Below are 11,995 nucleotides of genomic sequence, written 5' to 3' on the forward strand. Positions count from 1 at the left end.
CTTCGATTACGAACTGATCGATGTCGCCATAGGATTTAAGAAGAGCGGCTTTCATGACTTGACTCCAGAGTGTTGCTCGCTTGCCCAGCCGCGTTTTCAGGCGGTCGGCAAGTGTTGGTAGTTTTTGAAAGGATGGTCGAAGGTTAGGCGCTGGCAGCTGGTGCTTTGGTCGATCTAGCGCGTCTCATATTGTCGATCGCCCAGGTACCTGGACCTGCAAAAGCAAGATAGAGAAATACACAGCAAAACATGATCGCCGATTCGCCCATATTAACAGCCGGCCAGAAGCTCTGTGGCGCGTGATACATGAAATAGGCGGCAGCCATCTCTCCCGATGCAAGCAACGCGGCGGCGCGGGTATAAAATCCGAGCATCACCAGCACTGCGGTGAACACCTCGATCGCACCGGCAACCACCAGCAATGGATAGATTACCCCGGGGATCGCAGCGGCGAGTTGCAGGAATCTTGTCCCATGATCGAGAAACAGCAAGGCGGTGACGATCCGCAGAACGGCAAGCACGTGTGGTGCCCATTTGGATAGGTTTGACATCGTTCTCTCCGAAAGATTTCTAGCTGTCAGGCGGCTGAAGGGGTCTTCCAAGCTCTGGGTTTTCGTTCAGAACAAATGGACCTCACATTCAGCAAGGGACGGATCAGGGTCCGCGTTGGCTTTTCTTGTAGCATCCGTGCAATGTCTTCGGTCGAATAGCAGTCTTGACGGCGGCAACTGCATTGTCGTTGAACGCGGTCATGGGACGATTGTCCTCGGTGGAGACGCGTTTACGGAGTACCAGCACGAACCGTGCCAAACCAGGTTTCCCCGGAACTATATGATAACCCAATGCGGATATGTTGCATCTCCGACATCGTTTGATGCAGGACTACATCCTAAGAGCGGAAGGAAATGGAGCAGACTGCTGTTGGCCCTGTTCTAGAGGGACCAGGAAACCTTTTGCTAGGCGGAGTGGGCGGGGTTGATGAGGAATTGGCCGCCGCATTCATAGGAGCCTCGGCGGAAGACGAAGCGAGTAGGCCACTCGCAGATGCTCTCATCTGCGCGAACGCTCTATCGCTGGTCCAAGGAGTAGGAGAAGCCCGATGCCGCCCGGGAACGCGGCTTTCAGGATCGTGATCGAAACCAAATGGTCGATCGACTGACGCGGATCGAACGCCGGTATCTAGCCGTCGTCGATCGCAAGTTGTTCGAGGCTGCGCTCGAGGAATATCGCCGGTTGGATGCGAAGGACCGCGATACTGCGTTCGAGACCGCTCTGGGCCAAATCGGTCTTGATCGTCTTTATGCAGACTCCAAACTCGCCGACACGGCCATACGGCTCGGCGGGCTCGACAAGCCGGCCGCCGCCTTTGAGGCGTCGGACGATCCGTTTATCAAACTGGCGTCGCGCTCTACCCAGGAGATATGGCTGCGGAGCGCGCCCGGAAGGACCGCGTCGGCCGCACGCTGGCGCCTCGCGCGGCCTATGTACAGGGCCTGCATGCCTATCGGAATGCGATCGGCCGACCCGTCTATCCCGACGCGAACGGATCGCTGCGCCTCAGCTGGGGCAAGGTGACAGGGCAAACGCGGGACGGGCAGATCTGGACGCCCTTCACCACGGCCGAGGGACTTCTGGCCAAGCACACTGGCAACGGCGAGTTCGACGCGCCGGACACCGTCGTCGCCGCGATCCGAGCCAAGGACTATGGTCCCTATGTCTCACCGGAGCTGGGCACGTAGCAAGAAACCAAGCTTTCGTCCGAAAGGGCGTGATCCGGATCGTTCCCGTGGGGACGATGGGCAAGGCGATCTCGTTAGCAGGCACGATCCTGGGCGAACTCTCCCAAGGTCGTTCAACGGATTGAGAGGCCTCGCTCTACTGACCCCATCATGCGCGCGCCGCAATGCAGGCTTCGCACTACCTTTGTCTCCACATCCTCGCGTGGAGGCAGGGGAGGGAGGTCGTTGTAGGGGCGGTCCGGACAACGGCATGTCGATCAATCCTTCTGCGATCGACATGTCGCGCGAATATGTCGTGGGCATCGACAGATTCGTCAAATCATGTCGATAGAATCGCACAGCCCACCGACATCTTCCGGCGGCCGCGCGCAGGCGCCGCCGATGCAGGTCGCTTTCCTTGGGATCACATCGAGCGTGAGGAGTTGCTCGATGGCGACGACATGCTCCCAATGATCGCCGAAGTCGTAGAGATATCTGAGCGAGAGCCCTGGACGATGCTCGAAATCGAGAAGCCGGACCTCAGTCTCATCGAAGAAACGGCAACCGCCGCATACTCCACCTCGCCGGTTTCTTCAGGATCACCATAGGAAAGGCCGCCAACCCGAAACTGATGCAGGTGGTAGTTCCACCAATTGAAAGAGGCTGTTATCATCCTGGAACTCAATCGCTGCGCAGTATTTTGGCTTCTAACGCCGCCACAACGAAAGCCCGCCTGGCAACCGGCGGCGACGCTTCGCCACGCAGAACCTGAAGGCATGCATCCATAGCCAGTTTTCGCTTCTTCGTCTCATGATGGAAGCTCCGGAGCAGGATGGTAGCCGCGTCGTTCACATCGAAAATGACACGCTCACGGTCATGTCGCCCGACTTGCACCACCACGGCTCGGACGAACCTGCTCGACATCGAATTACACTCTCAATACCGAGCTTGGTGCAGTCTACGCCCGCCACTACGTTAGGTCGTTTCATACATGGGTTAAAGAGGGCCTAATAGTGCCGGCAGACCTCGCCTTTTTCACCTTCTCAAGTGGCGCGGCGCCGAGATGGCCGAGCCGCGCGGCCTCGTCCGCACGCTCGCCCGGCACATCCAAGTACCGATCTTGCGGGTCGCAGAGCGGGATGCCGTGATTGAGGGGCAGCGGCAGGAATTTAAGACGATCGGGGGATGCCAAGGTCGTTCCGTTGCGTCCGCCGCCTCAGGGGCAGCGTCAGAGAAAGAGGGTTGCCGAATCGGCGGTCGGTTGAAGGGGGGAGAGAGGCTTGCTCCGCTGTCCGTGGAGGTTCCCCAATGTCCAACATATCGCACTCGGTGGAACGCGCCGATGTCGATACCCGTATCACCGTCGAGATCGTCGCAGCGATCGAAGCCGGCGCCGGCGAGTTTGTAATGCCCTGGCACCATGATGGGACGGCGACCGCCCGCCCGATCGCCGGCGCCGCAAATCCGGATGCCTGGCCGGTCGAACATGCGAAACGTACCATTCTCGTCAACGCGGGCGCGCGAGGCACCCTGCTTAAGTTGCCTGAGGATCTGTCCGACGATGAGATCGACAAACTCTTGTCCGACGTCCGATCGCGCCAGCGCTCATCGAGAAAAGGCGATGATGAGGATCGCTCTTACGTCTACTCGGCCGAAATGGGCACGCCGGATAGACAGTGCTATCGACGCAAACCGCCCGTCGCGCCAACGGCCCCCAATCTCGTTGAGCCAGGCGACACCGCCACCTCCTACCGCACCGGCGGCACCGTTATCCCCATCGAAGAGCGTTCTATCGGGCGCCGAAAGCCGCTCACTTTGGCAGCGACACGACCTACGCGGCCGCATGCGAAAACTCCGCCACCTCGGAAACTTGATCCGCAAATCCAGGGGTCTGGCTTGCCCCAAAGCTTGTGTGGTCCGTGCACTGGAGATGAGCACGCTCAAGATACGGGGGCCGGAAAGTCGCCGGTCAACTTTCTCTCTGTCATAGCTGCCCACGATTTTCGTGCCAGCCACGGTCTAATGGGTGCGATATTCACAGATCCATTTTGAGCAAATGCTAGCTGCGCAGCATGTATCCCGCGTTTCGTAAGGCGCCGATGAAGAGGCTGGCGTGGCCCATGATATCCACCTTGGCCTGCATCGGTAGCGGCAGGTTGGTCCAGTTCTCCAAGGGCGCGATGAAGTCCGAGAAGATACCGTTGACGATGCAATGGTGGGTTACCAAGCCATGCTTGTCTAACGCCAGGATGCCTGTCTGATCGCTTGGATATCGGATAGCTGAGACCCGCTGGATCTCAGTGTCAACGGTCCGCACGTCGAAAAGCAGCAGGCCACGGCTCCTGGCGGCTATCTCCGCGGTTTTCTCAGTGAAGCTGAGGGGACACGAGCGAACGCTCTCGACCGCCATCCTGAAAACCAACGCGTCCAGTTCATCCGCCGCCATGAGCAAGATTGGCCGTAAAATAATGGCGATTGCAATCGGCTTCTACACATAGGCCGGCTGCCGACCGCTGACCGCCTCAGCATGGCGAGTTTGTCGGCCGTTGGTGAAGCGGGCCTGTAGCGCCTCGGGATGACGGGCATCGATCTTGCCTCGAAGTCTGGTCGAAGGGTGCAATTCCGTGTCGAACCCGAATAGGCTTGTTTGTGCGTAGATGGTCGCGCCGTTCGTCAGAAAGCAATTGGTTAAAACACCGCTTGCCCGACGGCGGTCTCTTTCGATAAAGCTCGGACCGATAGAAACAGCGACCGTTATGCAAGTCGCTTCTCCCAAGGTAAGGCACTATGAAGCAGCAGATCCGACCATTCATTATGGAGGTCAAACAGAAGCGCGGCATCCAAAAAAGGGGGAACTCTATTTGGGGCGACGTTGACCTGTCAGCTGCTATGGCAGAGATGGCCAAGGCTTCTGAAACAATGGACCTGCCAAATGGTCACGTTGTTGACACTAGTTTAAGACCTGTTGATGCTGAAGGGGCGAATAACCCGCAAGCGGAGTATCATATGGCCGACCCTCAGGAAGCTGAATCGCCCCGAATCAATGCTGAAGCGCCGGCCAAGCCGAAGGCGCCTGCGCCAAGGAAGAAAGCTCCGCGAACGCGGAAGGTACAGGCCGAGCCCAAGCCTGCTCGCAAGAACGGCGCCGAAGCAGCGCCCGCAGCCGTTGAAACTCCCGCAGCGGCCGTCCGCACTGGACGAAAGATCTACTCCTCAAAAGAACGCGCCCAGAAGGTTGGCCAGATCGAGAAATCGATCGGCAGCGGCGAGACTCTCAAAAGCGCCGCAAGGCAGGCCGGCATATCCGAGCAGACCTATTATCGGTGGAGGAAGGCCGCAACGCCCGCCTCAGACGGAGGCGATCTCAAGGATTTGCTCGCGCTCGAGGAAGAAAACAAGCGCCTAAAGAGCCTGCTTGCCGAACGTCTGCACAAGGAGAATGCCGAGCTCAAGACGAAGCTGGGCCTCGCCTGAGACCACCCGAACCCGCTGACGGAGGATCCGCGCGACGCCGGTGCGCCACGCCCAGGAGCCGAACTCCGGCCGCGCGCCGATCATTTAAGGGATGCTTCGAAAATCTCGTCTGCTCCAGCGGGCACGATATAGAGCGCGATCGGCTGCGATCGGCTCTGAAACATAGCATTTGCACTCGGCTGATCGGCACCCGGCTCGTCCCTCAAAATGTTGGCATCAGCAGGCACAATCTTCCCTTGTCGGCGCAAGCCGAACTCCATGGTGACTGCAATCGTGGCGATATGTCACCGCCCAGGAAAAGTAGCTTATGCCCTGGGGTAGGCAGCGCGGTTGCTGTTTGTCTAACTCGCGCAGGAGCGAGCACGTGCGAAGACACAGGTTTTTGTTACCGAACAAACATGGAGAGGTGGATAACCCGCTTCGCGACAACGTTGCAGGCCGTCTTGAGACAGGACGCCGTAGCCGTAGCCGCCGCCACCTCGGCCAATCACCTCGCCGGGCTGATCTTTCCGCTTGGCTGCCGCCTCTACATCGCAGCCGGTACGGACGCCGATAGCATGCTGATCCGCACGTTGATCACCGCGCGGCGCCAGCTTCTCAAGATGCGTTTACAGATATCCAACCAAATCCGTGGGTCGATGAAGACGGTCGGCCTCGTCAGTGCTCAAGGGCGCCGGCAGCGTGTTCGAGGGCAACGTCCGCGACCTTCTGCAGAGCGAAGAAAAGCTGGCGCGCATCGTTGTGCCAATGCTTCAGGCATAGAGCAATATCCGACACCAAATAGCAGAGTTGAGCAAGCAGCTGGCCGCGATGGCGCGTGAGGACCAGCATTGCTGCTGCTCATGTCAGTGCCCGGTGTAGGTGCAACAACTTCATAATGCCCGCTATCAGCGGGCGAGACGATTATCCGTTACCGATTTCATCCCCGGTACGGGGAAACGGCTGTTGTTGCCGGTCGCAATCGCCATGGTGACGAGGGCGCTCTGATCATTCGCCAGCCTGACGGCTCTGGAGTTCACCCATTCGCGAGGCTCCAGTTCGATAAGAATCTGGGATGCGGTTGTGGGGGATACATGCCCGCTCGGCCAGTTCGTGCACACCGAACCATAGGTCCCTAAAAGTTCAGACGGCATGGAGGGCCTGTGCGCGACTTCCAACGAACAGATTGTTGAGCGAGATCGCTGTTTCGAGGCGGGCTTTTCCCTGAAAACATAGAGATTGTCGACGGAAAGAAAAAGACTGCGCTACGATCGAAATAACCGATCTTCTCCTCGCGAAGGAGCAGGCGTGCCCCTGGGGAAATGGTATCGGCCATCAACAGGGGAAGCCATGGCCTGAGAGAAACCCTTACCGGGGCGCGAGCAATGACGGACGGTTGTTCCGCGGAATCCAGCAGCTTTAGAAAAGAATCTCTATATATTTTGTAGATTATTTCGTTCAATCAATCCGTCGACGCCAGAAATTCGCTTATTCAACGCCCAACGGATGTCGTGGGCGGACGTACCTTGCTGTATCCAAGATCAACCAGGAGATATTCAATGAGCAATCCAGTCAACCAGATCATTCCTGCTTCAGATGTCGTGCGGCTTACAGGTCGGGTCGGAGCCGAAATCAAAGGTATTCGCCTTGGCGGAGACCTGGCCGACGGAACCATCGCAGCCATCAATCGCCTCCTTTTAGCGCACAAGGTAATCTTCTTCCGCGGCCAGCAGCATCTCGACGATTCCGAGCAGGAACAGTTCGCGCGCCGTCTGGGCGACCTTGTTCCTCATCCCACAGAGGGGCCCATAGCGGGCACGGCCTCAATCCTCAATCTCGACACCAGTCGCGGCGGCGGCAGGGCGGATCAGTGGCACACCGATGTCACCTTTGTCGATGCCTATCCGAAATTTTCGGTTCTGCGTGGCGTCGTCATTCCCGCCGCTGGAGGCGATACAATTTGGTCCAATACGCATGCCGCATACGAAAGCCTGCCGGCCCAGCTCAGGCTATTGGCTGACAGTCTGTGGGCCGTTCACAGCAATACCTACGACTACGCAGCTGTTCGCCCTAACGCCACCGCTGCGGAGAAGAAACATTTCGAAGAAGTCTTCACCTCGACGATCTATGAGACCGAACATCCGGTCGTGCGCGTCCATCCAGAAACCGGAGAACGGTCGCTTCTGCTCGGCAATTTCGTTCAGCGGCTTGTGGGGCTGTCAAAGAGTGAGTCCGTCAAACTTTACGAGCTCTTCCAATCGTACGTCACCGCCCCGGAGAATACCGTGCGGTGGCGCTGGCAAGCTGGTGACGTCGCTATCTGGGACAACCGCGCCACCCAGCATTATGCGGTCAACGACTATGGCGACCAGCACCGAGTGGTGCGACGCGCCACGGTTGACGGCGATGTACCCGTTAGCGTCGATGGCCGCCGCAGCGTTACCCACCTCAAGGTCGCCAAGCCGGCAGCTAAGGCAGCCTGAAAGCGTCCCAACACGGCGAAGGTCTTAGCATCTTCCCCGCCCTGAAGGACCGGGATTTTCAGGGGCGGCTTAGGCCGCTCTTTCGAGTTCTCGGCACTCTGCAAGATTTCCTCCGACGTCGTCGATGGCCGTGTTCCGGCCAGCAGGATGTTGACCGCCGCATCAACGTCGGCGTGGTCTTCGTGTCCGCGAAAGAGGCAACCGAACTCCGCTTGGTTTTATCGGTTTCCCTTGTCTCTCGACCCACACTCGGCGCAAGTCACGGAGGTGTATCTCGGATCGACCTTCATACGGTTCCGCCGAGGAAGGCAAGCTTGTAGGTCAGGAGCGTTTCGAAGCGGAACCACGCTGCCCCCACGTCGACAGGAAGCAGACCACTGAGTGCCGGGCGGCCACCTGCAAACTACGCGGGTGGCCTCTCACCTCTGGCCAAGATGATATCGGGATTGTTTGGTCATAGCTTGCCCTTCCAGGGTACCAACCGCCGCTCCAGCCAGCGCATCAGGAACGCAAAGGTAAAAGCAAATACGGCTATAACAATGAGGCCAACGAAAACAACGTCGATGGCGAGAAAATTGGCCGCGGACATGATCATGTAGCCAATGCCGGAGCGGGCAGCGATCAGCTCCGCGGCCACCAACGTACTGAGCCCGGCGCCAATTGCGATGCGTAGACCCGTCAAGATTTCCGGCAAGGCTGACGGAAGAATGATGCTCGTGAAGATTTGCACGCGATTTGCGCCAAGTGAAAGCGCAGCATCCAAACGTTCTGGCGGCACCGAGCGCACACCGGCCTGCGCCGAGAAACAAATTGGAGCGAAGGTTGATAGGGTCAGAAGGACAATCTTTGATGTCTCCCCTATCCCGAGCCAGATAATGAGGAGAGGCAGATAGGCAAGCGGAGGAAGACCCCAATAAAGATCGATTGGGACACTGAAAACACCGCGTGCCCACCGGTTAAGGCCCATCGCCAGACCCAAGGGGATAGCAAGTCCAATGCCGATGGCCACAGCTGCGGTCAAGCGCCCGAGGCTCGAAAGAATATGCTCCAGTAACGATCCGTCGGCATAACCAAACGTCGCAACGTCGACAAACTGACGCCCCACTTCAGCCGGCGATGGAAAAAACAACGGGGAAACCCAGTGATACTTCGTAGCAACAAACCACAGTGCAACAAGGACTGAAAATGTTGCGACGCTGATGCCGAGCGTTCCGCGCTCGGAATCGGGCAACCGCCGCCTTGGTCTCTTGGAAGCTTCAGCAGGGAAATCGGTGCGGTGACCAACTGAAATCGTCATTCCAATCCTCCAAAGCCTCTGGTGTCCGGATGGTGAATGTGGTCGCGGATCGCTTCTCGGAGCTCGATAAATCGCGGATCGGACATGATCGGGCCAATGCCGCCTGTTTCTGCGAACCGCCTGACGAAATCGGCGCTGTAGCGAGCGATAATGCGGCCAGGACGCGGCGACATCACAACGATCTCTGTGCCAAGAATAAGTGCCTCTTCGATGGAGTGCGTAATGAAGAAGATCTGCTTCTCGGTTCGCGCCCACAATGATGCCAGCAATTGCTGCATGGTCTCCCGGGTAAGACTATCGAGTGCGCCGAATGGTTCATCCATCAGCAGGATCTTCGGGTCGGTGGCGAGTGCTCTGGCGATGCCGACGCGCTGCCGCATTCCTCCCGACAGTTCATAAGGTGGCTTATCTTCAAATTCCGTGAGCTCAACAAGCCGCAGAAGTTTACGGGCGCTCTCGTATCGCTCGGACTTCGGCACGCCACGATATTTGAGGCCAAGAGCAACGTTGTCAATCACATTCGCCCACGGCAGAAGTGTATCCTTTTGAAACACGACACCCCGGTCGCCGCCTGGCCGATTGATTTCGACCCCATCCAGCGTAATCGACCCTTCGGTCAAGGGCAGGAAGCCGGCGATGGAATTGAGGAGCGTTGACTTTCCACATCCCGAGGCCCCGAGGGCCACCACGATCGAGGAGGGTGGAATATCGAGCGATACGTGATCGAGCGCATGAACGATGCTGCCATCGGTAGCAGGAAATCGCACGCTGGCATTGCGAATCTGAAGCACAACTATACCCTCTCTGCGTGATGAGACACGACCGCAAGCCTGCGGTCGTGTCCCGGGCATTCAGATAAACGATCAGTTGGAGGGAACCGTGGTTGCCGCAAATTTCGGGTCGGCAAATTCGGCATAGCTGTCCTTGATGGCAGTGATTTTGCGCTGCTCTTTCAGGAACGCCGCAGTATCCTTCAGGATCCTTGCCACGCCGCCTTCGTTACCGCCACCGAGCCATTTGCTGGAAATCTGCTCGGAAATCGGGATCACAACAGCTTCCTTCAACCGTTCCGCATTGTCCGCGGCGGTTCCACCCTGCAGATTTGCGATCAGTTTTGCATTTTCCGAGTCTGGGCCCCATGCGGCTTTGTCGTTCTGATAGGCGGTATAATAGCCATCCACCGCGTGAACGAATTTGGAGACGAACTCCGGGTTTTTGGCGGCAAATTCGCCGGTCACCACGAACGCCCCAAAAACCGGAGCACCGCGATCGGCTACCTGTCTGGAGGTCAGAAAAACATGCCCGTTCTTTTTCAGCTCCGACAGTGCAGGATCCCAGACGAAGGCGCCATCAATGTCACCGCGCTTCCAGGCGGCCACAATGTCCGTTTGCGGTATCGCAATAACCTGCGTTTCCTTTTCGCTGATCCCCTCCTGTTTCAGAACAGCCAATAACTGGTAGTGACTTGTCGAGACCGGAGCGGCAGCAAACTTTTTGCCTTTCAGATCGGCTGGTGTTTTGATTTCCGGCCGGACGATGAGGGCCTCACCGTCGCTTGAGCCGCTGGTGATGTAGACAGCCTTTACATCGATCCCTCGGCTGACGGCTGCCGCGAGCGGACTTGAACCCACATCGCCAATCTGCACGTCACCGGAGGCGATCGCCGCAAAAATGTCGGCTCCCGAGTTGAACCTGCGGAACTCGATGTTCCAGCCCGTCTTCTTTGCGATATCCCCATCGGCAATACCCACGGCATAGAGCGATGCTCCAGTTTGATAGCCAATGACAACCTTCTTTTCATCTGCATGCGCAGCTGAAAACACGGAACCCAGGGCTATTGCAAAAATAGCGGCGGGAAAAAGCTTGCGCATGGTGTTCGATCCTTCTGTTGTGAAGGGCAGCCCCCAGATTATCTGAATGTACACTAGCCCTTATCACGCAAGCCTATTGACAAATACGCGATGGCAAAGAAATAAACTGTCAAAAAACGTTTCGGCTATGAATAAAAATACCTACTATATGCGCCGCAGTTTCTTGGCTGCGTCTGGTGGTTACCTGCGGGTTCTAGCGACGCAGTTCTATTGCGTGAACGACCCGCTGACATTCTTTTTGCCCAAACCAAGCGGTGTAAGACGCGGCAGTGTGTCGGTCCGACTGTGGTCGTGCAGAAGTTCGAGGCAATGACGCTTCAACTGAGCAGATTCGGCGGAAGTAACAATCGCTTGCGTGACGATGATCCGGTCCGCAAGAAATAGCGCTTCATCGATGTCATGGGTCACGAACAGGATGGTTTTGCAAAACTGCTCCCAAATACCTAGCAACAGCTCCTGTATTTTCAGCCGTGTCAGGGCCTCGAGCGCGCCGAACGGTAGTCTTTCCGCTGCGCCACCACTTGGAAAACTAATAGCTATCCCAGCCGGTCGAGTGCCCATCGCACCGTCTTTCGCACATTAGGGTCCGGATCCGCGACCTGGGACGCCATCGCTTCGCGGCTACCGGGATCGGTAATTTCGCCAAGAGCCGCCGCCGCTTCCTTGCGCAACGTAGGCATTTCGCTTTCAAGCAGTTCGGCAATTTGAACCGACGCCGCGCTCGCCTTCAGCTTCCCAGGGCACCTAAGGATTTTTGCCGCACCTGCCAGAGCTCGTCCGAAAGTGCCGTTGCAAGCGCCTCGATGGCCAAAACGTGCCCGATCCGACCCAGCGACTCTGCCGCGGCGGCACGTACCTGCCAATTGGTATCGGCCAGCGCCGACGACACCGACCCAGCCGCGGTGAGGTGCGTCGTGAAGGAGAGTAGGGCACTGCGCACGATCGGCTCCATGATGATCTGGGGGAGCGGTGCAAGGGAATTCATCATCAACTCCGTTCGGACCTCTGCCAGCTGAGCGCAACGGCATTCTCAAAGGCAGTGCAAAGCGTCAGTCGCGAGGGCCGGGCCGTAGCGTCGCGTCCGGGAAAATCGGAGCGGTAATGCGAACCGCGGCTCTCCTCGCGCCGATGCGCTGCGATCGCGATCAACAGCCCCGCCAGTGCCGGGTCGGC

At 57.8% G+C, this 11,995-nt stretch carries 15 protein-coding genes and 2 pseudogenes; 6 read left to right on the plus strand and 11 right to left on the minus strand.

Annotation, left to right across the window (positions count from 1 at the left end; genetic code table 11):
- Positions 1-143 precede the first annotated feature (143 nt).
- On the minus strand, positions 144-551 hold the full coding sequence (locus ACWGS9_RS32460; RefSeq protein ID WP_454509066.1) for a DoxX family protein: 408 nt from the start codon (positions 549-551) through the stop codon (positions 144-146).
- A gap of 592 nt (positions 552-1,143) precedes the next feature.
- Here ACWGS9_RS32460 and ACWGS9_RS32465 point away from each other — a divergent pair.
- A pseudogene (locus ACWGS9_RS32465) lies at positions 1,144-1,739 on the plus strand (S46 family peptidase).
- 290 nt (positions 1,740-2,029) lie between these two features.
- Positions 2,030-2,326 carry a hypothetical protein gene (locus ACWGS9_RS32470; RefSeq protein WP_454509067.1) on the plus strand — a complete coding sequence of 99 codons (297 nt, stop codon included), beginning with the start codon at positions 2,030-2,032 and terminating at the stop codon, positions 2,324-2,326.
- Between the two features lie 73 nt (positions 2,327-2,399).
- Here the strand turns inward: ACWGS9_RS32470 and ACWGS9_RS32475 are convergent, their stop codons facing one another.
- Positions 2,400-2,642, minus strand: a complete 243-nt coding sequence (locus ACWGS9_RS32475; protein WP_454509068.1) for a DUF982 domain-containing protein — start codon at positions 2,640-2,642, stop codon at positions 2,400-2,402.
- A 61-nt stretch (positions 2,643-2,703) separates the two neighbouring features.
- A complete protein-coding gene (locus tag ACWGS9_RS32480) occupies positions 2,704-2,910 on the minus strand; it encodes a hypothetical protein (protein WP_454509069.1) in 207 nt (68 codons plus the stop codon).
- Positions 2,911-3,026: 116 nt separating this feature from the next.
- Here ACWGS9_RS32480 and ACWGS9_RS32485 point away from each other — a divergent pair, with 116 nt between their 5' ends.
- Positions 3,027-3,770 (plus strand): hypothetical protein, encoded by a 744-nt coding sequence (locus ACWGS9_RS32485; protein WP_454509070.1) that lies wholly within the window; start codon positions 3,027-3,029, stop codon positions 3,768-3,770.
- Positions 3,771-3,777: 7 nt separating this feature from the next.
- Here the strand turns inward: ACWGS9_RS32485 and ACWGS9_RS32490 are convergent, their stop codons facing one another.
- Complete coding sequence (locus ACWGS9_RS32490; RefSeq protein ID WP_454509071.1) at positions 3,778-4,164, minus strand: hypothetical protein; 387 nt, start codon at positions 4,162-4,164, stop codon at positions 3,778-3,780.
- Between the two features lie 341 nt (positions 4,165-4,505).
- Between ACWGS9_RS32490 and ACWGS9_RS32495 the strand changes: the two genes are divergently transcribed.
- From ACWGS9_RS32495 to ACWGS9_RS32505, 3 genes are all read left to right on the plus strand, one after another.
- Positions 4,506-5,192: a transposase gene (locus tag ACWGS9_RS32495; RefSeq protein WP_454509072.1), complete on the plus strand. Its 687-nt coding sequence runs from the start codon at positions 4,506-4,508 to the stop codon at positions 5,190-5,192.
- 443 nt (positions 5,193-5,635) lie between these two features.
- A complete protein-coding gene (locus tag ACWGS9_RS32500) occupies positions 5,636-6,013 on the plus strand; it encodes a hypothetical protein (RefSeq protein WP_454509073.1) in 378 nt (125 codons plus the stop codon).
- A gap of 717 nt (positions 6,014-6,730) precedes the next feature.
- Positions 6,731-7,654, plus strand: coding sequence for a TauD/TfdA dioxygenase family protein (locus ACWGS9_RS32505; protein ID WP_454509074.1), 924 nt, complete (start codon positions 6,731-6,733; stop codon positions 7,652-7,654).
- A gap of 454 nt (positions 7,655-8,108) precedes the next feature.
- Here the strand turns inward: ACWGS9_RS32505 and ACWGS9_RS32510 are convergent, their stop codons facing one another.
- The 7 genes and pseudogenes from ACWGS9_RS32510 to ACWGS9_RS32540 all read right to left on the minus strand — a co-directional run.
- A complete protein-coding gene (locus ACWGS9_RS32510; protein WP_454509075.1) occupies positions 8,109-8,951 on the minus strand; it encodes an ABC transporter permease subunit in 843 nt (280 codons plus the stop codon).
- On the minus strand, positions 8,948-9,742 hold the full coding sequence (locus tag ACWGS9_RS32515; protein WP_454509076.1) for a taurine ABC transporter ATP-binding protein: 795 nt from the start codon (positions 9,740-9,742) through the stop codon (positions 8,948-8,950). Before ACWGS9_RS32515 ends, ACWGS9_RS32510 begins: the two co-directional genes overlap by 4 nt.
- Before the next feature lie 72 nt (positions 9,743-9,814).
- Positions 9,815-10,822: a taurine ABC transporter substrate-binding protein gene (locus tag ACWGS9_RS32520; protein WP_454509077.1), complete on the minus strand. Its 1,008-nt coding sequence runs from the start codon at positions 10,820-10,822 to the stop codon at positions 9,815-9,817.
- A 207-nt stretch (positions 10,823-11,029) separates the two neighbouring features.
- Positions 11,030-11,383: a hypothetical protein gene (locus ACWGS9_RS32525; protein ID WP_454509078.1), complete on the minus strand. Its 354-nt coding sequence runs from the start codon at positions 11,381-11,383 to the stop codon at positions 11,030-11,032.
- Positions 11,359-11,502, minus strand: a complete 144-nt coding sequence (locus tag ACWGS9_RS32530) for a HEAT repeat domain-containing protein (protein ID WP_454509079.1) — start codon at positions 11,500-11,502, stop codon at positions 11,359-11,361. Before ACWGS9_RS32530 ends, ACWGS9_RS32525 begins: the two co-directional genes overlap by 25 nt.
- 47 nt (positions 11,503-11,549) lie before the next feature.
- Positions 11,550-11,807 carry a HEAT repeat domain-containing protein gene (locus tag ACWGS9_RS32535; RefSeq protein WP_454509080.1) on the minus strand — a complete coding sequence of 86 codons (258 nt, stop codon included), beginning with the start codon at positions 11,805-11,807 and terminating at the stop codon, positions 11,550-11,552.
- Positions 11,808-11,809: 2 nt separating this feature from the next.
- A pseudogene (locus tag ACWGS9_RS32540) lies at positions 11,810-11,995 on the minus strand (L-aspartate oxidase); the annotation flags it as partial.

The sequence above is a fragment of the Mesorhizobium sp. Arg314 genome (assembly GCF_053714275.1).